Origin of the sequence: uncultured Algibacter sp. (assembly GCF_947487575.1) — a bacterium.
In the GTDB taxonomy this organism is placed as follows: domain Bacteria; phylum Bacteroidota; class Bacteroidia; order Flavobacteriales; family Flavobacteriaceae; genus Algibacter_B.
The window spans coordinates 214,165-239,201 of sequence record NZ_CANKXG010000004.1 but is presented as its reverse complement, the minus strand read 5'-3'; the positions used below and the strand labels follow the sequence as shown (position 1 = coordinate 239,201).

Genomic DNA, 25,037 nt, shown 5'->3' with positions numbered 1-25,037 from the left:
ATGAAAAAGATATTATATATTTTAGTTTTTAGTATTATCGCAGCATCTTGTTCTTCCGGGTCAAGTGATGATGACGGCGGAAGCGATAAAGGTAAAGACAGTACACCTTCAACACCTGTATTGGTCTTTCCTAGCGAGGATCAATTATGCATTGAAAATACACTTAATTTCACTTGGAATGCATCAACCAATGAAGATGGAAGTTCCGTTATTTATACTTTTGAAATAGCAACAGACAATCTGTTTTCAAATATTGTAGTATCTGAAGTGCAAACTTCTTTATCAAAAATTGTTACTTTAGATAAAGGTGTTGCTTATTATTGGAGAGTTAAAGCAAAAAGTACTAAAAATATAGAAAGTGATTTTTCTCCAGTTTCTCAGTTTTATACTGAAGAAATAGCAAATACCAATAACTTGCCATTTTCTCCGGCTAATATTTCGCCATTTTTGGGTCAAAATTTTGATAGTGTTAGCACTATTGATTTACAATGGACAGCCTCTGATGTAGATAAAGACCCTTTGAAGTTTGATGTTTATTTTGGAAAAAACAAAACAGCATTAACATTAGTTTCTGGAGACACAGACAATACAACTTTACAAGTTACAGTAGATACTGCCAATACCGTTTACTATTGGCAAGTTATTGCTAAAGATGATAAAGGCGCTCAAACATCTAGTCCTATTTGGGAGTTTAAAATAAATAATTTATAATGTAACCAACCATTTTATATTATATTAATTAAAAACATCCTTATCTAAGTTTTTTAATAAAACTGGTAAGGATTTTTTTATACATATACTTCACTATTTACTCTGTTTTATAAAAGCAGGACTCCAAATATCCTTATACTCTGCTTCTTTATTTTGCATAAGCTGTTTATGAATATGATATGTAACATCCATCCAAGGTTTTCCCTCTTGCCATAAAGGGTCTATTAATTGATTTTGCCATGTATTATAAGCAGACCAAATGGTATCAAATTGTTTAGAATTAGTTTGAGATATATCAATAGTTTCATCTAAATCGTCACTCAAATCGTACATGACTGAACCATAATATTTCAGATTTATTATTTTATAATCCCCTATTCTAGCAGCAGATTCATCTAATTTCCTCCAAAAAAGTTGCTTATGTGGGTCACCTAGTTCTTCTCCTTTTAGGTAAGGAATTAAATTTACACCATCTAACTGAAGTGTTTTTGGTTTTAAAATATTTGCTGCTGCTATAGACGTTTCAAATATATCTAACGAAGATGTTAAGCCACCAAATGAAGCGCCTGAAACAATTTCTTTAGGCCATGACATAACAAATGGTACACGATGTCCGCCTTCAAACTTATTACCTTTCCAGCCTTTTAATGGTCCTGTTGATGATTGATTATTGTGTGCGCCACCGTTATCACTTAAAAAATATATTAAGGTATTGTCCCTTTTTCCTAAATCATCTAATTTATCTAGTAACTTGCCAATATTCTCATCTAAACTCCATGTCATAGCAGCTAGTTCTTTTCTTGGATGGTCTTTAAACTTTTTTAAATCTTCCACTTTAGCATGCATTGGTGTATGCACAGCGTTATAGGATAAATACATAAAAAATGGTTTGTCTTTTGATGCTTCAACAAATTTTATGGATTGTTCCCCTAAAACATCTGTCATATATCCATCAAAAACAATATGCTCTCCATTGTGTTGCAACATTTTTTCTTTTGAAGGATTGTTTATAGGGAAGTAAGACCTACTCCCTGCTAAAAAACCGTAAAATTCATCGAACCCACGTTGGTTAGGATGGTCTGACACATCTGATCCTAAATGCCATTTTCCTATAGCATATGTATTGTACCCGTTATTTTTAAAAACATCAGCAATTGTGGTAACATTATCACTTAAACCAATGCCTCCCGTACCGTTAGCTTCAAAACCAAAACGCTGTTGGTATTTACCAGTTATCAATCCTGCTCTTGATGGTGCGCAAACTGTTGCACTTACATGTGCATCTGTAAATGTCACTCCGCTTTTTGCTAAAGCGTCAATTCGAGGTGTTTGTAAATCTTCACTTCCCATAAACCCAAAATCTACATAACCTGCATCGTCAATCAAAATGATGATAATATTTGGCTGATCGATTTTGTTATTTTGACTTTGCTTATTATCTGTTTTTGATTTACATGATAAAGTAACAACCATCAATAGAATAATAACTATAAAACATTTATTCATTTTTTACTATTTTGAAGGTTTTAATTTTAACGTAAAGGCAAAATACTATACGAATACGTTTGATTTTTAGCTTCAATTTGATACTGTTCTAAAGGTCTTGTCCACCAGCTAGTATCTCCTCCAACTCCCATTTGTACCTTATCAATATTTATATTTACTAAATCTCGTTTAAAAACATCTGTTGTATGCCGTTGTTGTTTAGTTTCTCCTGCATCAAAATCTGAATTATATTGATGATGTGCGCTAAAACTCAATAATTCAGGCCCTAACATTTTTATACCTTTTCCTTTACTATTGGTAAATGTAACCCAACGCACATCTGTTTTATAACCATTTTCTTGAGGTCTTATATACGGTACGTATAAATCTTGAACAGAAGCTTTATAGTTTCCAACAAACTGAGATGTTTTTCTATCTTGATAATTTTCTAGCGGCCCTCTGCCATACCAATTTACCTGATTGTATTCGTTATTAATAATAAAGTTAGAACCAAAACGCGGTATATTTGGCAAATCCTTTTTTACATCAGTTAAAGTATTTGTAACTGTTATTTGCCCTGAAGCTTCAATTTTATAATTCATTTTTACTTTAGCTACAGCGTTAGATAAATTATAGATCACCTCAAGATTAATAACGCTGCCTTTAAAGTTTGAAATTTCTTCATTTGAAGATAAATCTAAAATCTTTCTTTTATCTTTTAATTGCATAGAAACTAACGTTTGTTTTTCGGTAGCACCTTTCCAAATACCTAAATGTTTTGGCATATTAAATCCATAATCGTTATCAGTTGTAGCTCTCCAAAAATTGGGAGATATTCCGTTAAGAATTATATTTCCATCCCCATAATCTAACTTTGATAACTTTCCTGATGTTTTATTAAAACTAGCACTAAACGTTTCTGATTTGAAAACAACTTCATTTTGCTCAGTAAAAACAAGAAGTTTATCATTAGTATTTCTCATAAAACTAGATGCAAAATCACCCACTATAAATTGCTCTTTAGCTACAGGAAAACCTTTAGATAATAATGGTAATTCAACATCTGTTGAAGCTAAAAAATTAAGTGTGTATTCATTTTTAGTAGTATCGAGTTTTGGTAAATTCAACTTTAAAATTTTGGATGCTCTAGGCTCAACATCAATCCTGTCAATACTACCAAATTCTATCTTTTCACCTGCTTGAAATAGTTCCCATTCTATTTTGAAATTATTCAAATTAGTAAAGAAATATTCGTTAGTTATTTTTACTTGCCCTGTTTTAAAATTAGCATCTGAAAAATGAATGTTCTGATACACCTTTTTAAGCTCTTCCAATCCTGGATGAGGTGTACGGTCTGGATTAACAATACCGTTTAAACAAAAATTAGCATCGTGTTGTAAGTGTGAAGCTCCAAAATCGCCACCATAGCCCCAATACTTTTGTCCACCTTCAGTTTGAGCAACAAGTCCTTGGTCTACCCAATCCCAGATAAAGCCACCTTGCAATACATCATATTTTCGGATAATATCCCAATAATCCTTGAAATTACCAAGACTGTTTCCCATGGCATGTGAGTACTCACATAGAATTAATGGACGCTTTGGGTTATTCTCTGCATATTTAATTAATTGAGGTATACGATCATACATTGGTGCTTGTATATCTGTGTTTTCGTAATGTGTTGCTCCTTCATACTGAGTAGGCCTTGTATTATCGTGTTCTTTTAACCAATTGTATGTAGCGAAAAAATTATCGCCATTTCCAGCTTCATTACCTAAAGACCATGTCACTATTGATGGATGATTTTTATCGCGTTCAAACATTCTAATTGTTCTATCTAAATGCGCTTCTTTCCAATCAGGTCGATATGCAGGATGCTCTTTTTTAAGCTCTGGTTTTTTATCTAAACCTTGGTTGGTTGTTCCCATGCCATGGGTTTCAATATTAGCTTCATCTATAACATAAAATCCATATTTGTCGCAAAGCGAATAGAAAAAAGGATTTTTTGGATAATGACTACAACGTATCGCGTTTATATTATTTTCTTTCATTAGCCTTAGGTCTTTAATAGTTAAAGCTTCATCAATAACATGACCTGTAGCTTCATCGTGATCGTGAAGATTTACTCCTTTTATTAAAACAGGTTTACCGTTGACTAAAAATTGATTGTTTTCTATTTTAATATTTCTAAAACCAACTTTCACAGAAGTTGCTTGTAATACTTTGTTTTCTGAATCGCTTAAAGTTATAATTGCAGTATATAAATTTGGAGTTTCCGCAGTCCAAGATTTTACATTAGGGATTGTACCTTCAAATACAACATTTGTTTTTGTTATAGCAACTTCTATATCTTTAATTTTACTGAATACAGAATTATTATCAGCATCAAGAAGTTCAACTTTTAATTGTCGTTTTTCAGTTGATTTTTTAGTATTCTTCAATTCAATATTTACATTGAATTCACCATCCTTATAATCATTCACTAAATCACTTCCTACTCTAAAATCGTTTATTGCAATTGGGTTATCTGCTCGTAAATACACATCGCGCTCTATACCGCTTAATCTCCAAAAATCTTGATCTTCTATATAACTCGCATCAGACCATCTTAATACTTGCACTGCTATTTGATTTTTTCCAGATTTAATATACTTTGATATATTAAATTCCGCTGGAGTTTTACTGCCTTCGTTATACCCAACTTGAATACCATTTATATAGACATACATGGCACCACTAACACCTGCAAAATGTAAATAAATATCTTTATTCTTCCAATTAGAAGGGATTTCAAAATCACGCTTATAACTTCCAGTATTATTTATATTATGAGGTATAAATGGTGGGTTTTTAGGAAAAACATAGACAATATTTGTGTAAATTGGAAGTCCAAAACCTTGCATTTCCCAGTTGGAAGGTACACTAATAGTATCCCAACCTTTTAGATTAAAATCTGTTTTATAAAAATTAGCAGGCCTGCCTTGAACACTATCCGTATAATAGAAATCCCAATTACCATTCAACATCTTATAATTTTGAGATGATTTCCAATCTTTACCAAAAATAACAGCATCAACACTATCAAAACTATAAAAAGTAGCTTTAGCAGGTTCTTTATTTATTTGAAATATATCAGGATTTTCCCATTCGGGGTTTTCCCATTTTTCTGAAGTATAAAAAGGCTTAGAAACTATTCGCTCTTCACATGAAACAAATAATACTAAAACGGTAAATATTTTTAAATAGATTTTCATTTTATATAATTTATCAATAAAACATATTTATTTACTCTACTAAACACAATCTTATGAATCTTTTCATTTTATTTAAACAAAAAAGAACAGACATATTTTACATATCTGTTCTTTTTACAAAACTAATTATTTTATTAACCAGTTATAATCTTAATTTTTAATTAATTTTTTAGAAGCTACACCTCCATTACTATCAGTCATTTTAACAAGATACATACCAGAAGCTAAGCTACTTATATCGTATTCATTTTTATTTATTTTTGTTAAATTTTTAATTTGCTTACCTAATATAGTATAAACTAATACATTTTCAATTTCAACATTTTTTCTTGATGTTACTTTAAATGAAGATTGAGCAGGGTTTGGATATAAAGAAATACTATTCTCTAATTCAACATCTAATGTGCTTAATGGATTAGCATCTAAAATTTGAATTTGATCAATATATCCTGCTATAGTACCTCCACCATCAAGAACTTGACCTGCTGGGTCATTTTCAAAACCCATGTCTGGATGAATTGACAATCTAAATAATGTACCGTGTGTAAAAGCAGTAGCATCTTGATTATCTTTAATTTCAAATACTATTTCTTGCCATTGATTTAACGTAGTATAAGCATTTAAAGCCCTAACAATTGATCCTCCACCTCCATTTGAATTATCATCAGGAGCATCAAAACGAATTCCTAAATCTGGTTGCGCAGGAAAATGCACCATCATACTTACATACTTAGTTTCAGTCCCAGAGATAGCTAAATCTGGTGTAACATTAACACCTCCTATAATCCACCATTGGGTTGCAGTTCTTTTAATTTCAAGACAATTTCCAGTGGTATTTAAACCCGTAGGATTAGGGTTAGCAATAACTGCAGTTGTTATCCCTCCAGCATTAGCGACCAAACCTCCTGCTCCAGATTCGAAATCATCTACCATAGTTTGCCCGAAAATCAATCCAGAGCAGCTCAGCAATAATAAAAATAAAAAAGTAATTTTTTGTTTCATAATAAAAAAGTTTAGTATTGATTAATATGCATAAAAATAGCCCATATAACCAAAGGAAAAATGGACTAACATTATCAATACATAGACAAAAATACTTTTTATCTACTAATTCATTTTCCAAACTCTAATATAATCAACCTTGGCTTCAGTTGATGCCCCAACAGCCCTTGATGTAAAATCTGCTGTACCTCCAAAACTAGCACCTGTTGATAGCCATAAAAACTCTTCTACCTGTGGTACCCAAATACCTTGATAACGCGTCATGAATTGACCATCATAATATATTTCAAGTTTATCCTCATTCCATAATAACCCATAAGTGTGATAGCCTGAATGTATTCCAGGAGAATCATAGCGTCTAGTATTTGCTTTTTTATTAGCGCCGTAGCCATCAATGTGAACAACACTCTTGGTATAGTCTCCTACCCAAGCCGATTCGAAGACATCTATTTCTGCTCCATCATTTCCTGTGCCATCAACATTTCCCATATTGTCACCTTGAAGCCAAAGCGCCGTATGCGTTCCAAACATGGTTTCTGCAATATCTATTTTTGCTTCTATGTAGCCATACTTAAATTCGAATAAATTATTAGAATATATAGAGCCACAGTGCAATGTATTATCGCTAACTTTTGAACTTCTTAGTATCACATTTCCATCTTCATAACTCACGTTTTCTGGTTTCCAAAACCACTGAGTAATTCCTATATTAGGTCGCCCTGCTCTACTTTTAACGGAATTGTTTTTAGTCCATTTTGCAGGCTCAAATTTATCAAAGTTATCTTCGAACATTAAAGTCCAGCTACTTGTGTTTACTGAACTTAATAAAGGTTTAGCAGTTATTTCGGGATTTTTATCACCATCATTAAATTTCTCATCATCTGGTGAGGTGCTATTATCTTCACTACAGGAAAAAAATATAAAAGCCAATAAAAAACAGCTTAAAATAAGTGTTATGTCATTAAAATATTTTTTCTTCTTATTCATATTTTATAATTTTTAGGGTTATATAATCTATTTAAAATTCAGGTTTTAAATAGTGCTATTTTTATAAAGTATTATATTTATTCATATATATCCTTAGCTGAAAAACCTGATTGTTTACCTTCCAATTTCAAAGCTTTTAAATCTTCAATTGTAGTGCTCTTTGAAGGATTAAAAGCATCACTTATCATATATTCTAGAACACTATGTCGAAACTGTCTTGCTACTGGTCTATCATTTAGATTTGATATTAAATCTATAGACGAAAACACTAATGTACCATTACCCACTTTAGCTTCAAACACATTTGATAAATGGTGATTGGTTACAAAATTATCAATAACCCTTACTATGGGTGTGATATCTAAATTGTCTGTAATAACAGATTTTGAATTAATACACAAATCCCACCACTGCCAATTACTATGTGTGTCTGTTGGGAAATCATTAAACGCTGGATGTTCCGTGTCTACAAAAACTCCCATTGTTGCTGGTTGATTAGGAAAATGAACAGGGCTCCAAAATACTGGTACAAATCTACCTTGAGTCCCTTTTAGAGTTTTAAAATCTGGATTTAATAACACTTTACCTCCTTTTTTTAACGCTTGTGCAGCAACAGCACAAGATGAAGTAACAACAATATCGTTATGGGTTAAATTAACATCTTTAGGGTATACCCAGATGTTCCATGAATTCTTATATTTTGTACCTTCTAAAGTCACTTCTACTTTTAGTTTTTTGGCTTTATCTATATTGATTTCAAAAGCTATTTCTCCTAAATTAGTATTATTACCAATATTTAAATTAGCATCTTTAACTTGAGAGTTACTTAAAACACTGCCAGCTTCATCCGTAATACTCCAAACAATATTTTGATTTTTCATTGGTTTAAAGAAATTGGTTACTTCTAGTGAAGCCTTAAACGTTTCACCGTTCTCATAAACAGCCTTTTCAAACCTAAGTAATGGTACTACCTCACTATTAAACTGACTGAATTCTTCTGCTGAAATAACACCTTTAGATTCCCAAAACGCATTAAGTAGGCCTACTAAAGCTGTACCCTGACCAGGGAAATCTTGTAATTGCAACAACTGGAACCCATCGAAACTTGGAGTTTTTAAAGCACGTTCAATCTCCTCTTTATAAAGAATTGCAGCTAACTTTCCAGAATTATGCGTAAAATCTGGCGCAAATTCTAATAAGCCTTTTTTCTCCAAATCGTTTCTTACCGCTATAAAGTTTAACGGTTCTAAAACACCTGTATATTTTTCGATTTCACTCATATCTGGATATACCGAGTATTGCCCAATTTCATGTGAGATTAAAGGCTTCGTTATATGCTCGCTAGTAGATGAGTAATCTGCATTAAAATGAGGTGGTTTATCATTAAAAATACCTTGTCCACGAACCCATCCTTTATCTGTGTACTGTGTAATAAAGAAATCATCCTCGGGTTGTGGTATTTTCCCCATTGATGATGGTCTTCTATGCGGCTGAAAAGAATATACTGTAGTGATATACATGTGTCTTTTATCCTTTGCCTTTAATTCTGCAACCATACTGTTTAACAAACTTTCATCGCCTTCCAACTCATTACCCAAAGCCATAAAAAGAAATGAAGGGTGATTTCCGTAATCTTTGAGTATTTTTTGACCTTCAGCTTTTAAAAACTCTGTGGTTTTTTCATCTTCACCAACTTTTAAACTCCAATGTGGTAATTCTACCAGATAATAAAACCCAGCCTCATCAGCGGCTTCAAATGCTGCCTTTGGAGGGCACCAAGAGTGAAAGCGTAAATGATTTAAACCATACGCTTTTGCTTGCTTAATTAAGGTTGCCCATTCTTCTTTTTCCATTGGCGGATGACCGGTTAACGGAAAAATAACACACTCTAAATTACCTCTTAAAAATATACGCTGATTGTTTAAAGTGAGGTCTCCATTAGTATTACCAACGACTTTAAAACCAAAATCTGTACTTACATTCCCTGTGTTCGTAGTAATTAAAACAGTATATAAATTTGGGTTAAACTCATCCCAAAACTCAAGTCCTTCTGGTTTGTTTATGTTTAATGCAAACAGGTTATCTGATTCTTTTGAAACAGCATGTTTTGCATTGTAAACTTCATCGCCATTTAATTTTTTAATTACTACATCAACCTTATCCTCAATAGATATTGGCTGCTGGAACGTTATCTTAAGTGTTTTTAAATCTTTGTTGGGATACACCTGCATATTTGTTGGCTGGTTTGATGCTGCCGCCACAAGAGACATATCTCCTAGAATACCATTCCACTTAATTTGAGTATGATTGGTGTATGCATGCGCCATATCCTGATTCACTTTATCTGGATAGCGATTTCCTGCTACGTTTATGTTTGGAAACTTATTAGAATTATCTACAACCACTGTTAGCAAATGTTTGCCTGAAGTAACGCTTTTCGGTAATTCAAAACTATGTTTACCTATTAAACTATTAGCCGAACCTATTTTTTCACCATTTAAATACACTGTTGATTCCCATAGAATGCGCTCTAGTTTTAGAGTTACGGTTTTATTCTCCCAAGAACTAGGAATTTCAATCTCTCTTTGGTACCAAGCTTTTCCTATATATTGATGCTTTCTTGTTAGGTTAGACATCACGTAATTGTTTAAAGCTGGTTCTAAAGTACTTGCAGTTCCCATTTCTGCTCCATCTAGGGTATTAGGCAAAGTAATTGCTGTTCCTGAAAACGGAGAGTTAGCCCAATTATCTGTAATACCAATATTTGTAGAATCTATTTTTACAGACCACGTTCCAGATATATCAATGGTGTTAACTTCTGGTCCTTTACAACCGCTTAAAACAGAAAATATAATTAAAAAAACTAGTATACTATTATTATGTTTCATAAGAAAAATTTTAAAGGTTATTTTAAAATATCAAATCAACCTTTTTGTTTCATGATTTTCACTAATTCACTTTCCATCACTTTAACAATGTCCGGATAAGCTCTGTAAACATTATTACTTTCTGAAGGGTCGTCTTCTAAGTTGAATAATTGTACTTCTTCTCTAAATCCAGGATCTACAAATTTTTGAACAATCCAATTAGGTACAGGTTTGTTCTTAGGTTTAATATACTTCCAATTCCCCATTCGTAAACCGTAAGTATAGGCTTCTTCCAATAAAAACTCACGTCCTTTTTTTGATTTCCCTAACCACGATTTTAAAAAATCCTGACTATCTGGAGCTGCCCCGTTTTCAACATCTTGACCAACTAAACATGCTAAAGATTTGTATAAATCGACTTGAGACAACAACGCATCACTTGTACCTGGTTTAACTTTTTTTGGCCAATGCACAATGGTTGGCATTCTTGTTCCTGCTTCGTAAACCGAATATTTTGAACCACGGTAAATTCCAGCTGGTTTATGTTCGCCCACTAGTTCTCTTGCATAATCTAAATAGCCATCATCTAGAATAGGCCCGTTATCACTTGTAAAAATAATTAAGGTATTTTCCAGAACATTTGCTTTCTTTAAGCTTTCGGTTATCTGACCTACACACCAATCCATTTGAGCAATCACATCGCCTCGTGGCCCCATTGTGCTGCTTTCTACAAACTTGATATTTGCAATTCTTGGTTGATGAATATCGTGTAATGAGAAATATAAAAAGAACGGATTTTCTTTATGTTCTTCTATAAACCCGTTTGCTGTTTCAGAAAGTACAAAAGGAATATCTTCATCAATCCAAAGTGCATCTTTACCTCCTTTCATGTAACCAATACGACTTATGCCATTTATAACAGCTCCTTGATGATATGGGTCTGTATGTTGTTTTAACAATTCGGGATGTTGAAAACCCCAAGGGTAACCTTCAATTCTTGTACCGTAGCTTACCGTAATAGGATCATTTAAATCTAATCCCACTACTTTTTGGTTTTCTAAAAATACGCACGGTACTCTATCTCCTGTTGCGGGAATTAAAAAGCTATAATCAAATCCAACTTCTTTTGGCCCTAAAGGAATGTATTTATTCCAATTAATTTTTCCTTGTCCAAGTCCTAAATGCCACTTACCAACAACACCTGTTTTATAGCCCGCCTTTTGTAACATTTTTGGTAATGTTTCCTTTGTAGTGTCTATAATTAAAGGTGCATCACCTTCTAAAATAGCAGCATTATTTCTAAACGCATAACTCCCTGTTAACAATGAATAACGAGATGGTGTGCATGTTGAAGCACTACAATGTGCATCAGTAAAGTTGAACCCATTTTGTGCAAGCGTATCTATATGAGGTGTTTTTACCCCAATAGCTCCATTTATTCCAATATCGCCAAATCCTAAATCGTCAACGTAAATGATGACGATATTAGGTTTGTCTTTTTGTGAGTGTGCAAAATAACTAGCCGCAAAAAACAGCATCAATAATGCACTTTTAAAATGGAATTTATAATTCATCTTTTTAAAACAATTATACATTTACAAGTTCTGTATGAATATAAGCTGGAATATGAGATAAATTTGTGTTGGTTACTTTTCCAAATGCTTCTGTAGCCTCAGTATTATTACCTAGCCCTAATTGGCCTAATCCGATTAAATAATTACAATGAATTTTATTAATTACATTTAAATTTTCTTCCCAAATTAATAAATCTGGCAATGAAATGGCAAAATAGTCTAGTTTCACATCATCATTCATATGCTTTTCACCATAATTAAGAAGGTTTTTAAAACGCATATTTGCTTCATCAGTTCTACCTAATTTTTGTAAGGCCAATCCTTGATAAAAGATTTTATCTGGCTGTTGGTCATTATAAAAAATAGCAGGACTGGGGTCACTCAACCCATAAGATGCTAATTCAAAATATTTTTTTGCTTTATCTGAATTTCCTAAACCTTCATGAGCGCAACCTAACCAGTAGTCAATATCATTCTCAACGGTGCCATGTAACTTTCCTTCTCCTAAATTATGAGGGTAGGTTTTCGCTGCTTCTAACAACTCAATTGCGTAATCAAAGTTTTTTAAGTTGATATTTTTCTTCGCAAGTTCTGTATAAGCTGTTAAATATTGAAATGGTACTTTACCTTCACCTCCTTCCCAAGGATGGAACTGGCGGTTTTCAATTAACTCTTTTGCTTTCTCGAATTCGCCTTTCAAATTATATAAAGAAATACGCTCTAAGTATAAATCATCCCTAGAATTTGTTAAGTCTAAATATTCCTCTAATAGCGCTAAACGTTTATCAACTGAAACATTAATTTTCTTATAAAGTTGGTCTAACTCCATTAATAACCTAGCATCGCTATTATCTAGCTCAAAAGCTTGTTCTAAATGCGTTACTGCTAGTTCTTTTTTGTTGGTTTTATTGTAGTACAACAATGCTAAATTACGGTGCGTAATAGCGAAACCATCGTCTAACTTCACAGAAGATTCCCAACAGTTTTGAGCTTCTGTATACTGTCTGTTAGCGTACCAAAAGTTTCCTAAATAGTAAAATGCTTTGGCATCAGTTGGGTTTGCTTTACAAGCCGCTTGTAACGCTAAAACTTCTTCTATTTTATTAGGAAAACAATAGATGTCTGGCATTTGCGATGCTTTTTTGTAAGCCGCTAATGCATTAGCATCATCTCCTTTTTGAGTGAAATACCATCCCATAAAATAATGTACCATTGGGTACACGCTATCATTAGCATGGGTAAGTACTTTTAATAATGAAATAGCTTCATCAAACTGACCGGCCATAGCATAATCTAAAGAAAATTCTATATAATTATGAGCATAATCTCTTAAGATGTTTTTGAAAGCCTCTAAATCTTCTTGCTTGTTAGATAAAATATAACGCTCGTATAAAGCGCCAAAATTGAACTTATCAATAGCCAAAGACTCTTCTACTAGTTTACTGGCTGCTTCAACTTTACCCAATTTTCTTAAAATGATAACTTTTAAGTGTCTTGCTTTATGGTTGTGCCAGTTTTTAATTAAAGCTCTATCTACTAAATCTAAAGCTTTATCTAAATCTCCTCGAAAACAATCTATTTGTGCTAAATTGAAATAACCAGCATCCTGCCATTGTGAATTCCAACAGGATTTAAAGAAACTTTCGTAAGCTTCGTCCTTTTTTCCTAAATAATTTAAGGCAAGACCTTTATTGAAGTATGACTCGCCATCATACGGGTTTGGATTATGACTAGTTAATGTTTCAATAGCCGTATCGAAATAAGAAATAGATTTTTCTAATTGCCCTTTGCGCATGTGCCAAAGTCCCATGGCATTATTACAACGTACATCTTTTGGCGAACGTCTTAATGCTTCTTCGTAATAATCGGTTGCATTAAAAGTAGCGTGTCTATATTGCTCTAAATGAAGTCCTCTTAAATATAAACCTTCAACGGTATCAATATCTTTTGGGTCTTTTGCTGCTTTTGCAGGTTCAGGAATTTCTTCAGATAAATCTTTGTCTGGTTCCCAAGCTACTAATACTTTTCCCGCACTATCGTTAACTGATATTTGTAAATCGCCAAAGGTAAAACTCTCGATATCTATCGCTTTTTCAAATCCTACTGCAGGAGAAAGATTTAAAACTTCGTCATGTAGCACTTTGTTTCTTGCTTTTAGAATAATTACGCAATTATCATAAGTTGATGTTACATAAACTTTTACCAAAGCTTTTCCGTCAATCATTTCTAGGTTCACCAAAGCTTCTTTAGTTGCATTTTTTACAACACCTACATTGTAGTATGGCATAAAATACTGCTTAAAGCTTTTTTCTTCATACGGATGCATCCAAGAAAAATCTGGCTGATTATCTGTATAAACACCACACATTAGTTCAATATATGGCCCGTCTTCATCTGTTAAATTTCTATCCCAAGCTTTACCAAATTCTCCGTTACCCCAAGTCCATTGTTTTTTTCCTGGCGATACATTATGATCTGCAACGTGAAGTAACCCTCCTTTTGAATCGTTTTCATAACCTCCTACAAAATCGTATTTTGATGTAATTGCCATATAACTGGTTGGCACAGGAATATTTTTATATCTAGAAATATCGGTTCCTGGCGAATAGTCTACTTTGTAATATTCTCCTTTTGCTATTGGAAATTCTGAAACGTCTCGCTTTCCATGATCAAAAACTGCATTTACATCTGGCGGAAATACTGACTGATAATGATCATTTACGGCTACAGCAGGGTTTGCCCACCATAAAAACGTTTGTGGATGGGGCGTTCTGTTATACAAATGTGCCTTAATTTCAATATACGCCTTATCTGGATGCAATGTAAAACCTGCCATACCTTTAGTACGGAACATGCGCTCTAATTCGCTTACCCAAATCGTTTTACTGCCATCATCATTTTCTTCTATATAAAAATCTGTAGGGTCGTACGTGCTTGGTCTGTGGTGTTGTGGCCAGTTGAACTCTATACCTCCAGAAATCCAAGGCCCGGTTAAACCAACAAGAGCTGGCTTTATAACGTGATTGTAATATACAAAATCGCGTTTACGAATCTTATCATACGCTCTTTGAATTCTACCTCCTAAGGCTGGTAAAATCATCAATTTTATGTAATCATTTTCTATAAAAATGGCATTCCACTCTTTATCTACTTTAACATCACTAATTTTTTCTATCACAGGATGCGGGTAAACGGCACCACTACTAGCTTGATATACGCGTTTTTCTAAAAAAACAGGATACTTTTCTGGAGTTCCAACTTCATAAGTAGGAATGATTACTTTTTCTTCCCAGGCTTTTACAGTCTTCATATTCTAATGATTTATACTACACTAACAATTATTTAGTGTATTAATACTTTACTAATTTCTTTAATTGGTCTATTTCTATAATTGTTTTTGGGCTAAAAGCATCACTTGTAATGTAATTTTCTAAACTATACAACAACTGTTTTGCTTCTATTCTTTCTTCTAAATTTGTATGGAGATCAATTCCAGAAAACAATAGCTTTCCTTTTCCTACTTTAGCTTCAAAAATTAAAGCTATTTTTCTGTTTTTAAACCAGTCGTCAATAACTCTTACTATTGGATTGAGTTCTGGCATTTTATCAAAAATGATGGCATTTGAATGACTCATGGCATCCCACCATTGCCAATTGGAATGGTACTCTGTTGGGAAATTTACCAAGGCTGGATGCTCTGGATTACACAAAATACCAAGGGTATGTGGTTTTTGCTCTTTGGTCCATGATGTATTCCAGAAAATACTTGAAAAACCTACACCAATATTTCCACCGTATTCAGGCTTAATATCGCCTTTGGTAATATTCAATAAAACAGTTCCACCATTATTTAAATAAGACAAGGTTTTAACATCTAACTTACTAGTAACTTTATAATCAGCTTTATTTTTAATTACAGGATTTTCTTCAGGGTAAACCCAAATATCCCAACTATTTTTAAAATCACTTACATAAACATGTAGTGTTAACTTTTGTGGTTTGGTAATTGTTTTTAAAGATTGCTGTACAGTACCCAACTTAATTCCGTTACCTATTGGAATATCAGTTGTATTCAATTTTCCTTCTGAAAAAAGACTTCCATCAGACTCTGTCAATGTCCATTTTGGTGTGATATTCTTCAGTTCTACTTTACCAAAATGAGCAATTTCAATTGATGTCGATAAAGTGTCTGTATTCTTAAATGTTCTTTTTTGCAAACGTGCTAAAGGAACCGTATTACCGCTAAATTGCTTAAATTCTTCTGGAGACACATATCCTTTTTCATCCCAAAATGCATCTAAAACTCCCACCAAAGCAGTACCTTGACCAGGAAAATCATGTAAGTCTAACAACTGAAAACCTGCCATTCCTTTAGTTCTTAAAGCCGCTTCTATATCTGCCTTGTAGCAGAGTGTTTGTAGTTTACCTGAAGCCATAAGAAAACGATCAGCTAATTCACTCATTCCATTTGCTTCTAGGCTTTCTTTAAAAATCTCAAAGTTTTTCGGTTTTAAAACACCTGTGTACTTAAACATTTCTTTAAAGTTTGGATACACACACCATTGTCCCATTTCATGACTTACGTAAGGCATTGGAGTTTTATCTATGAACTTACTCCAATCGAATTCTGTCTGTGGTGCTTTTGCATTTATAATACTTTTTAAATTTTCATTCCATCCTTGAATTCTAGGACCTCTATGGTTGTAATAATCCATATTATCTAAATAAGGATACCCTGCACCGCTAGTATACAAGCGTCTATCATCAAAATTTTTAAAATGATTTACATAGTCTGTTAAATAGGCTTTGTGATGCTTACCACTTGGCTCGTTACCATACGTCATCATTGCAAAAGATGGGTGGTTTCCATATTTATTAATAATCGCTTCACTTTCTTTGTATAACCATTTATCAACAGGATTACCATCACCTAAATTAGCCAACCATGCAGATGCTTCAGCTTGAATATAAATCCCCATTTCGTCAGCTGCAATAAATGCCGCTTCTGGTGGACACCAAGAATGAAAACGCATGTGGTTTAAACCGTGTGCTTTAATAATTTTGAAAATTCGTTTCCAAGAATCTACATCAGTTGGTGGATATCCTGTTTTTGGAAAAATGGCACACTCCAACGTTCCTCTTAAATAAACAGGACGTTCATTTATTTTAAAAATGGTGCCGTCTGCTTTAAAATTTCGCATTCCAAAATCAATACGTTTTGTATCAACCCCAGCATCAGATTCTAAAGATATTTGCATTTCATAGAGGTTTGGGTTGAATTCATCCCAAAGCTTAGGATTGTTGCCCATTGGATACTCTAGAACAATCTCTTCATTATTAATTTTAATATCTTTTTTTATCGATTGAATTGAAACGTCATCAATTGATTTCTCTTTAGCTTGAAGAACTAATTGACCTGTTTTATTTTCTTTAGAAATATTTTCAATTTGAATAACAATCTTTACAGTTTTATCTGAAACATTTGGATATAACTTTACATTACCAATGGCTGTTCTTGGGGCAGCAGTAAGTTTAATATTGCCTATAATGCCATTCCAATTACTCTGTGTATTATCTGATATGCTATGTGCATCTTTGCCAACATCAATGTCTTTTATTCTATTATCAACACGAATTGAAATAGTATGTTTACCAGGGTTTAAAACATCTGTTAAGCTATAATCATGCGAAGTTGCTAGGGTATTTTGCATGCCTACTTTTTTGTTATCTACCCAAACTGTAGATTCCCAATGCACGCGTTCTAAGTGCAGATTAATATTTTGATTATTCCAATCCTCAGGAATTATTACTGTTTTTTGATACCAAGCAGCGCCTTTATAATCCTTTACAGGTTGTAACCAAAAAGGTATTTTTACATTTCCCTTTTGGCGGTATTTTTTCATTTTTGGGTCTTTATACCACAAACTATCATTCCACATATTACCTGTCCAATTCGTATTTACGGTAATATCATTTCCTTTACCATTTTCCGCCATAGAACCTGGTAACTTTACAACATCGTTTAAGGTAGTATTAAACCAATTGTCTTGAATTCCAACATCTAATGAATCTATTTTAAAGCTCCATTCTCCAGTCAAATCCATTTCTTTTTGCTGATGTTCTGTACAAGCAGTTAGCGCAAGTAAGCACAGGCAAATAGTTAAGATATGTATGGTTTTATAAAACTTCATTCAGTTTAAATTCTTATAGTTTGAAATATTCAAAAATAGCATCGGCGACAAATTGATGTCCTTTTTGGTTGATATGATTGTTTTGCGACATGTATCCTTTTAATGGCTGAATTTCTGCTAATGCTTTAAACAGCGCATAACTGTCCACCAAACCAACATTGTATTTTTTTGCCAATGCTCTAATTTGTTCGCTATGTTGTACTAAAGGAGTTTCGTTAGAAGTAATATCTTCTTTTAAATCTGGTGTTGGTGTTAACAGAATGACTTTTGTGCCGTAGGCTAATGCTTCCTTTATCATTTGTTCCCATGCTACTTTTGCACGTTCTAACCCTATGCTCCTATCGTTTAGTCCATAATCGATAAAAAGTACATCTGGTTTGTGATTTAAAACTTCATCTTTAAAACGCTTTGCCCCTTGTTCTGCTTGTTCTCCACCAATTGAAGTTGTAATGGTATTTACTACCGAATACGGGTAGAAATCGTTTACCTTTTTTAAGGTTCTATAGGGATAAGCATTCAGTCTATCCAAAACACCTCCTGTGGTATATCCTGTTGGCACCGAGTGGCCGTGAAACACTAAATTTATAGTATGGTTTTTAGGCCACTTTACTTTTAATTTGGTTTTAAGTGAATCTAAATAATGAGATGCTATTGCTTTATTTGATTCTTCTGCGTTTTTTTGTTGTGCGCATGCAAAGTTTAAACTCAAAAATAGTATGAGTACTAATATGATATATCCTTTTAATATAACTTTCATATACTGTATAGTTTACTTTTCCTTGGTTAATTCCATTTCAATTTCTTCTAAACTCTTGCCTTTAGTTTCTGGTAATTTGCTTTTTATAAATAAGAATCCTAGAATACAAATGAAACTATACACCCAAAAAGTTCCTGAAGCTCCCAAAGCATCATTTAAAATTGGGAATGTAAATGTGAGTATAAACGAGGCAACCCATAACGCAAACGTTGCTATAGACATAGCAACTCCGCGTATTTTATTTGGAAAAATTTCTGATAACACCACCCAGGTAATTGGTGCTAGAGACATGGAATAAATGGCAATTGCTGTGATAACTAAAACAAGTACTGGCCACCCTGTAAACTCCATATAATATGCACCACCTAAAATAAGATACACCACACCAAGACCTATAGATCCTAGAAGCATTAACTTTCTACGCCCCCAACTATCTACAGTTCGCATCGCAACAAGAGTAAATATTAAATTAACACTACCAGTAATAACAATATTGAATAGCATATCGCCTACACTATAACCTGCAGCAGTAAATATTTCTTCTGCATAATTAAAAATGATATTGATACCACACCACTGTTGAAATATGGCTAATACAATACCGATGATTAGAATTGGTTTAATCTTTGAGCTTTTGAAATCTGAAAACTTAATTTTAGACGTTCCACTTTCTTGAAGTGTTTGTTGAATACTAGCTAATTCTTGCTCTGCATAAGACTCTCCTCCAATTTTTGCTAATACATTTTTAGCAGCATCGTTATTATTTATTTTTACCAAAAATCTTGGGCTTTTAGGCACGACAAACATTAATACAAAAAATAAAATTGCAGGAATTAATTCTGCCCAAAACATCCAACGCCATCCTGTTTGCCCATTCCATGAGCCTAATATCTCATTAGGTGAAAAATTATCTGGTATGGCTTCAGCTATAAAAAAGTTAGCTACTTGAGCCGCTAAAATTCCTATTACCAAAGTAAGCTGATTAATGGCAACAAATTGTCCTCTATATTTTGCAGGAGCAATTTCAGCAATATACATAGGTGACAAAGTAGACGCTAAACCAATACCTAAACCACCAATAAGCCTATAAATTATAAATGGTGTAAATTCATTTACATACCCTGTTCCAAAAGCAGAGATTGTAAATAACGTAGCTGCTAGAATTAACGGTTGCTTTCTGCCAAATTTATCGGCTACAAACCCAGAAATTACTGCTCCAAAAATACAACCTATTAATGCACTACTCATGGCCCAACCTTGTAGTGTTGGTTCTGAACTGATATTAAAAAACAGCTCGTAAAATGGTTTTGCTCCTCCTATAACTACCCAATCGTAGCCAAAAAGAAAACCGCCCATAGCAGATACAAGTGCTAAAAATAGAAGGTAGGTAAAATTAAATTTTGTATTACTCATTATAGTTTAGTTTGTTTAGTTAGCAAGTAGTTTATAATTTTCTGCAAATAAGATGGTTAATCTTTTGTATTTAAACTGCTGTCATACCAATTATTATTGGGGTTAAAATCTTTACTTAAAAAGGCTTTGCGCTGTTTTTCTACACGGTGCAATACTTTTGTTCTTCTATTTTCTTGTGTAACTTTTGCTTTTTCAGGATCATATTTAGCATAAATTTCAGGTAATCTAGCATTTGCATTTGCTAAATAATTATCCAATTCAGTTCTTAGATTTTTAGTTATTTTAGCTTGATTGTTTGAAATATCGTTTTTCTCACCAGGATCAGAAGTTAAATCATATAATTCATCGTGCCTATCTTCCCAATAATGTATGAGCTTATATTGTTCTTTTCTTATAATACTTACAGGTTCACCACCTTGATTTCCGTAGTGAGGATAATGCCAAAACAAAGGCCTAGTATCTAAAGGCTTCCCTTTTAAAAGCGGAACCAAACTTACACCGTCAATAACTTGTTTTGGGTCTGTTTCTGCACCAACTAAATCTAAAAGTGTTGGATAAAAATCGATTCCAGAAACTGGATAATCAACAGATTTAGGTATATTTTTTAACATTGGTGCTTTTATAAGATAAGGCTCTCTTATACCACCTTCCCATTGATAACCTTTACCTCCTCTTAACGGGAAATTTGTTGTAGAAAAAGCATCACCACTAGCTACACCTCCATTGTCTGATGTAAAGACAACTATAGTATTATCATCTAAATCAAGTTCTTTTAATCTTTCTAAAACAACACCAACAGCATCATCCATAGATTCTACTAAACCAGCATAAACGGGATTATCTTGTACGGTTCTTATTGGTAATCTCGCTTCCATTTCAAAACCAGATTCAGGAATACCTTGAGCTTCAGCTTTTTTTCTGTATTTACTCCATTTTTCTTCCGTAGTTTCGATAGGACCATGAACAGCATAAAAAGAAAGAAAAGCAAAAAATGGTTCATTCTTATTTTTAGATATAAAGTCTGCTGTTTCAAGAGCTAAACGTTTAGTTAAGTTTTCGCCTTCATATTTATAGTCCAATTTTGGGTTTCTCCAAGGTGCGTAGTAGCCGCCTTTAGGACCACCTACTTCCCAACCGCCTATATTAATATCAAATCCATTATTTTCAGGTGAGTAAGGTTCGTCTCCTAAATGCCATTTTCCTGCAAAAAAAGTTTTATATCCGTTACTCTTTAACGCTTCGGCTATAGTGATACTTTCATCAGATAAAGCATGAGTATACTCTGGGGGCATTACTTTAGTATTGTAATAATCTCCCCATTTTTCACCTGTTGCTGCACCTATCCAATCGGTAACTCCATGACGTGCTGTATATTGCCCCGTCATAAGACTTGCTCTAGACGGGCTACAAACTTGGCAAGCAGCATAGCCTTGTGTAAACTGAACACCTTGGTTTGCTATGGCGTCAATATTTGGCGTTTCATAATATTTGCTACCAGAATAACTTAAATCATGTGCTCCTAAATCATCAGCCAAAATAAAAACGATATTTGGCTTTTTCTTTTCAACAGTTAGTTTTTTATCACCTTTGTCTTTACAGCCACTCAAAAAAATGACTGCAAAACAAAGACTAAAAACTAAAACTAACTCAAATTTTTCTATTCTGATTTTTAACAAGCTCATATAATTATCTTTTTTTTCTTTAGAAATCTCCAATTAATGTGGCTATGGAACGTCCTTTAAACTTTATATTTTTATTGTTAGAGACAGCTTCAAAAGCTAAACTGTTATCTTTTGATGTTTCATATTTTTTATCCAATTTAACATCTGAAAAATCTATAATCCTATCTTCATCACCATAATTAACGCCAACAATTACAAGTTTTGATGTGTTTTTATCAATGTATGCAGAAAACATAATATCATTTTTATAAATGTCTTCAAGAGTCTTGTTTCTATTCAAAACATCTATTTTTACTCTGACCATATCTGGAGAAATAAATCGAGAATAATTACCAAATGCCCACAATAGTTTTGAATCATGAAAATCCCCATCAGACTTCATAGTATCTAAATTAAATAAATCACCTTTGTTACCAGAATCTAGATAAATTAAACCGTCCTTATAGTCAGCATTAGTAAGTGCTGTCCACCATTGCCATGAACTAGCATTGGCTAAAGTTATATCGGCATGCATTACTCTTGCTACATAAAGCGCTGTATCTATACTCAAATCTCTTTTATTTCCACTTCCTATATCATCTGTATTTTCAAGAACACAGAATTCACTTTGCCAATAATCGATATTGTGTGATTCTAACTTCTTATTGAGTTTCTTACGAATTTTTATCAAACTGTCAACAGGCCAAGTTGTAAAATAACTATGCCCTGTTATCACATTTTTCACGTTTTCATAAGTTTTTACTGATTCCTCTTCACCAAAAAAAGATTCTATTTGTTTTCCACGTTTTTCCTTATTGTATCCCGAATATAACCAACGTAAATCAGCAGCTTCTGCTATTGTAATATTTGTATTTATATCGGATTTATTAATTTCAGTATTTAACAACTCAGTTAATTTTAGGATATCAGCATTGGTGGCAGGCGTACCTTCTTGTGTTTTTTTCTCCCATTCCCATTGTGGTTCATTAATAGGGCTTATAAAATCAAAAGCTACACCTTCAGATTCAAAATATTTAAGAACTTTAACCATAAAAACAGCATAGTCATTATACTTATCTGCTTTAAGGTTTAGGCTACCACTTATCATATCACTATTATAGGCTTTACCATTTTTTGTCCAATGTACAGGAGCAGAAATTGAAAAAGCTAAAAATTTGTCTACCCCAAACTCTTTTGCTTTTTGTAAAAACCACTGTTGGCCTTTTTGCTTACTCCAATCATAATTTCCATATGAATCAATAAACGATTCTCCTCTGCGCCACTCGTTTTTTATATTAGAACCTTGACCTTGTTCTGCACTTCCTGCACCAATGTAAAATCTCCATATCGATAAACCTATACCTTTGGGGTTTCCATTTTCATCAGTCTCTTTACTGAATAACAATTCGGCAATTCGATTTTTTTTAGATTCTGGCCAGTTTGAACCAACATACTGACATCGCCATGCATCTGATGCTCCAAAACCTTCCATAGTTTGATACCTTGTATTTGTATCAATCGCAATTTTATTATAATTTGATGATGATTTACAAGACTGTAAACTAAAAGAGCTTACTAAGGATAGAATAATTGCTACCTCAAAAAAGGATAGTTTGTTTCTTTTAATTCTATGTTTAAAGCTTTTTTTCACTAGTTTTAATTACCTTTTATAACTATCTTATAAATTTGATAAAGACCTTCTTTATTAATATCAAATACAACTTCATTATTTGTTGATAACTCTGCAGTTGCTGTTTGTTCAAGATAACCCTCTGCTTTTGCTGTATCACTATAATCAAAAGGAACAAAACGTTCTACTTTTTCTATAGAATTTATTGTAAATCCATTTACTTTTACAGCCACTTTTTTACCGCTTTCTTTAGCACCTGTAACATACAAAACCATAGTATTAGCATCTTGTAGTGCTGCAGCTAAATGAAACTTATTTGAAGTTGTCTTTAAGGCTTTACCTGTATATGATGCAGCCATATCTCCAAAAATTTGACCTGTTGGAAAAACTTTAGAGTAATTCCAATTTGTTAAACCTAAACCGGGTATAGACGTGTTAATTGGAGGCCAAAATGCTGCGGCTTCTGATCCTGTTCTTGCATATATATGGATGATATCTGGAATAATGTTAGCTGCCTCCATATACAAGGCTCTTTCATTATAATCTCTAGCAGGCATCCACTCTGATAGGTATTTGAAGTTTTTATTTGGGTTAAAATTGTTTGCACAATCGACAATACGCTTCTCCAAATCTGCAATGTTATGGGTATCTGTACTATAGCCAGTGTAAGTATGAAGTGCTACTCCATCAATTGCATCATATGCCTTTGTGAATTTATTTTTCATTGTTGTAAATTCTTGGGGCTGTGTATAATCTCCATTTATTAATAATTTAAATGTACGACTAGGAAACTCACTCTGAATATACTCAGCAATATCCATGGCTACTTGTACATATTTGTCTAATTTTTGAGCTCTAGAACCTCCACCAGCAAATTGTAACCACCACTCGTTACCAATTTCTACTATGCCATTACCAATGTTTGATACAGTTATAGCTTCTTTAGCTTTGGCTTTTAATTTATCCATTGCAATATTGTATTGAGAGGATCCAACAGCAACATTCATAGCATCCACTGTTGGAAGTACAATACTATAATTAGAGATATTACTTTTTAAAGTAGAGACAGATGCTCCTGGAGTTGATGGTGCATTATTCCAACCTGGAGTTGTATTACTTGTCCATGCATAGAATTCAGACTCCCAACCACCAGGATATCTAACGATTGTAGTTCCAATATTGTTTAAAGTCCCAGAAAAGTTAGGAAACGTGTTGTCTGGTATTTGTCTCCAGTCATTATTTACACCAAATAATAATGGATTGATATTGATACCATCTGTAGCATCTACAGACAATGTAATATCTGCACTTACTTCTACAGGAGGATTATTATTATCGTCTGGATCGCCAAATTTTGGATCATTAGGATCTGTAGCCTCATTTGTACTGCAAGAGAATATAACTCCTATTATAACTAATGCAATAATTTTTCTAATCTTTAACATATTTTTTTATTTAAAAAAAGCTTAATAGGTAGTACTAAGCTTTCGTGCTTAATCATATTT

The 25,037-nt window shown here is 33.2% G+C and carries 14 protein-coding genes; 1 reads left to right on the top strand and 13 read right to left on the bottom strand.

Annotated features, from left to right (window positions below; all coding sequences use genetic code 11):
* A complete protein-coding gene (locus Q0870_RS05910) occupies positions 1-711 on the top strand; it encodes a hypothetical protein (RefSeq protein ID WP_298553339.1) in 711 nt (236 codons plus the stop codon).
* Positions 712-804: 93 nt separating this feature from the next.
* Here Q0870_RS05910 and Q0870_RS05905 read toward each other — a convergent pair whose 3' ends face one another.
* From Q0870_RS05905 to Q0870_RS05845, 13 genes are all read right to left on the bottom strand, one after another.
* Complete coding sequence (locus tag Q0870_RS05905) at positions 805-2,217, bottom strand: sulfatase-like hydrolase/transferase (RefSeq protein ID WP_298553337.1); 1,413 nt, start codon at positions 2,215-2,217, stop codon at positions 805-807.
* Between the two features lie 26 nt (positions 2,218-2,243).
* A complete protein-coding gene (locus tag Q0870_RS05900; protein ID WP_298553335.1) occupies positions 2,244-5,450 on the bottom strand; it encodes a glycoside hydrolase family 2 TIM barrel-domain containing protein in 3,207 nt (1,068 codons plus the stop codon).
* A 150-nt stretch (positions 5,451-5,600) separates the two neighbouring features.
* Complete coding sequence (locus tag Q0870_RS05895; protein WP_298553333.1) at positions 5,601-6,452, bottom strand: T9SS type A sorting domain-containing protein; 852 nt, start codon at positions 6,450-6,452, stop codon at positions 5,601-5,603.
* Positions 6,453-6,557: 105 nt separating this feature from the next.
* Entirely contained in the window at positions 6,558-7,439 is an 882-nt protein-coding gene (locus Q0870_RS05890) for a glycoside hydrolase family 16 protein (RefSeq protein WP_298553331.1), read from the bottom strand.
* Positions 7,440-7,516: 77 nt separating this feature from the next.
* Positions 7,517-10,327: a sugar-binding domain-containing protein gene (locus Q0870_RS05885; RefSeq protein ID WP_298553330.1), complete on the bottom strand. Its 2,811-nt coding sequence runs from the start codon at positions 10,325-10,327 to the stop codon at positions 7,517-7,519.
* Between the two features lie 35 nt (positions 10,328-10,362).
* Positions 10,363-11,880, bottom strand: a complete 1,518-nt coding sequence (locus Q0870_RS05880; protein WP_298553329.1) for a sulfatase-like hydrolase/transferase — start codon at positions 11,878-11,880, stop codon at positions 10,363-10,365.
* 13 nt (positions 11,881-11,893) lie between these two features.
* Positions 11,894-15,190 (bottom strand): DUF5107 domain-containing protein, encoded by a 3,297-nt coding sequence (locus tag Q0870_RS05875; RefSeq protein WP_298553328.1) that lies wholly within the window; start codon positions 15,188-15,190, stop codon positions 11,894-11,896.
* A gap of 40 nt (positions 15,191-15,230) precedes the next feature.
* Positions 15,231-18,071, bottom strand: coding sequence for a sugar-binding domain-containing protein (locus Q0870_RS05870; protein ID WP_298553327.1), 2,841 nt, complete (start codon positions 18,069-18,071; stop codon positions 15,231-15,233).
* Between the two features lie 13 nt (positions 18,072-18,084).
* Positions 18,085-18,828, bottom strand: coding sequence for an SGNH/GDSL hydrolase family protein (locus Q0870_RS05865; protein WP_298553326.1), 744 nt, complete (start codon positions 18,826-18,828; stop codon positions 18,085-18,087).
* 12 nt (positions 18,829-18,840) lie between these two features.
* A complete protein-coding gene (locus Q0870_RS05860) occupies positions 18,841-20,241 on the bottom strand; it encodes a sugar porter family MFS transporter (protein ID WP_298553325.1) in 1,401 nt (466 codons plus the stop codon).
* A gap of 56 nt (positions 20,242-20,297) precedes the next feature.
* On the bottom strand, positions 20,298-21,923 hold the full coding sequence (locus tag Q0870_RS05855; protein WP_298553324.1) for a sulfatase: 1,626 nt from the start codon (positions 21,921-21,923) through the stop codon (positions 20,298-20,300).
* A 19-nt stretch (positions 21,924-21,942) separates the two neighbouring features.
* Positions 21,943-23,553: a glycoside hydrolase gene (locus Q0870_RS05850; RefSeq protein ID WP_298553323.1), complete on the bottom strand. Its 1,611-nt coding sequence runs from the start codon at positions 23,551-23,553 to the stop codon at positions 21,943-21,945.
* A gap of 5 nt (positions 23,554-23,558) precedes the next feature.
* Positions 23,559-24,977, bottom strand: coding sequence for a hypothetical protein (locus tag Q0870_RS05845; protein WP_298553322.1), 1,419 nt, complete (start codon positions 24,975-24,977; stop codon positions 23,559-23,561).
* Positions 24,978-25,037 lie beyond the last annotated feature (60 nt).

What these genes read in the sequence shown, in the direction of transcription:
- Q0870_RS05910 (WP_298553339.1), top strand. Translation starts at nt 1, where the DNA reads ATGAAAAAGATATTATATATTTTAGTTTTTAGTATTATCGCAGCATCT.
- Q0870_RS05905 (WP_298553337.1), bottom strand. Translation starts at nt 2,217, where the DNA reads ATGAATAAATGTTTTATAGTTATTATTCTATTGATGGTTGTTACTTTA.
- Q0870_RS05900 (WP_298553335.1), bottom strand. Translation starts at nt 5,450, where the DNA reads ATGAAAATCTATTTAAAAATATTTACCGTTTTAGTATTATTTGTTTCA.
- Q0870_RS05895 (WP_298553333.1), bottom strand. Translation starts at nt 6,452, where the DNA reads ATGAAACAAAAAATTACTTTTTTATTTTTATTATTGCTGAGCTGCTCT.
- Q0870_RS05890 (WP_298553331.1), bottom strand. Translation starts at nt 7,439, where the DNA reads ATGAATAAGAAGAAAAAATATTTTAATGACATAACACTTATTTTAAGC.
- Q0870_RS05885 (WP_298553330.1), bottom strand. Translation starts at nt 10,327, where the DNA reads ATGAAACATAATAATAGTATACTAGTTTTTTTAATTATATTTTCTGTT.
- Q0870_RS05880 (WP_298553329.1), bottom strand. Translation starts at nt 11,880, where the DNA reads ATGAATTATAAATTCCATTTTAAAAGTGCATTATTGATGCTGTTTTTT.
- Q0870_RS05875 (WP_298553328.1), bottom strand. Translation starts at nt 15,190, where the DNA reads ATGAAGACTGTAAAAGCCTGGGAAGAAAAAGTAATCATTCCTACTTAT.
- Q0870_RS05870 (WP_298553327.1), bottom strand. Translation starts at nt 18,071, where the DNA reads ATGAAGTTTTATAAAACCATACATATCTTAACTATTTGCCTGTGCTTA.
- Q0870_RS05865 (WP_298553326.1), bottom strand. Translation starts at nt 18,828, where the DNA reads ATGAAAGTTATATTAAAAGGATATATCATATTAGTACTCATACTATTT.
- Q0870_RS05860 (WP_298553325.1), bottom strand. Translation starts at nt 20,241, where the DNA reads ATGAGTAATACAAAATTTAATTTTACCTACCTTCTATTTTTAGCACTT.
- Q0870_RS05855 (WP_298553324.1), bottom strand. Translation starts at nt 21,923, where the DNA reads ATGAGCTTGTTAAAAATCAGAATAGAAAAATTTGAGTTAGTTTTAGTT.
- Q0870_RS05845 (WP_298553322.1), bottom strand. Translation starts at nt 24,977, where the DNA reads ATGTTAAAGATTAGAAAAATTATTGCATTAGTTATAATAGGAGTTATA.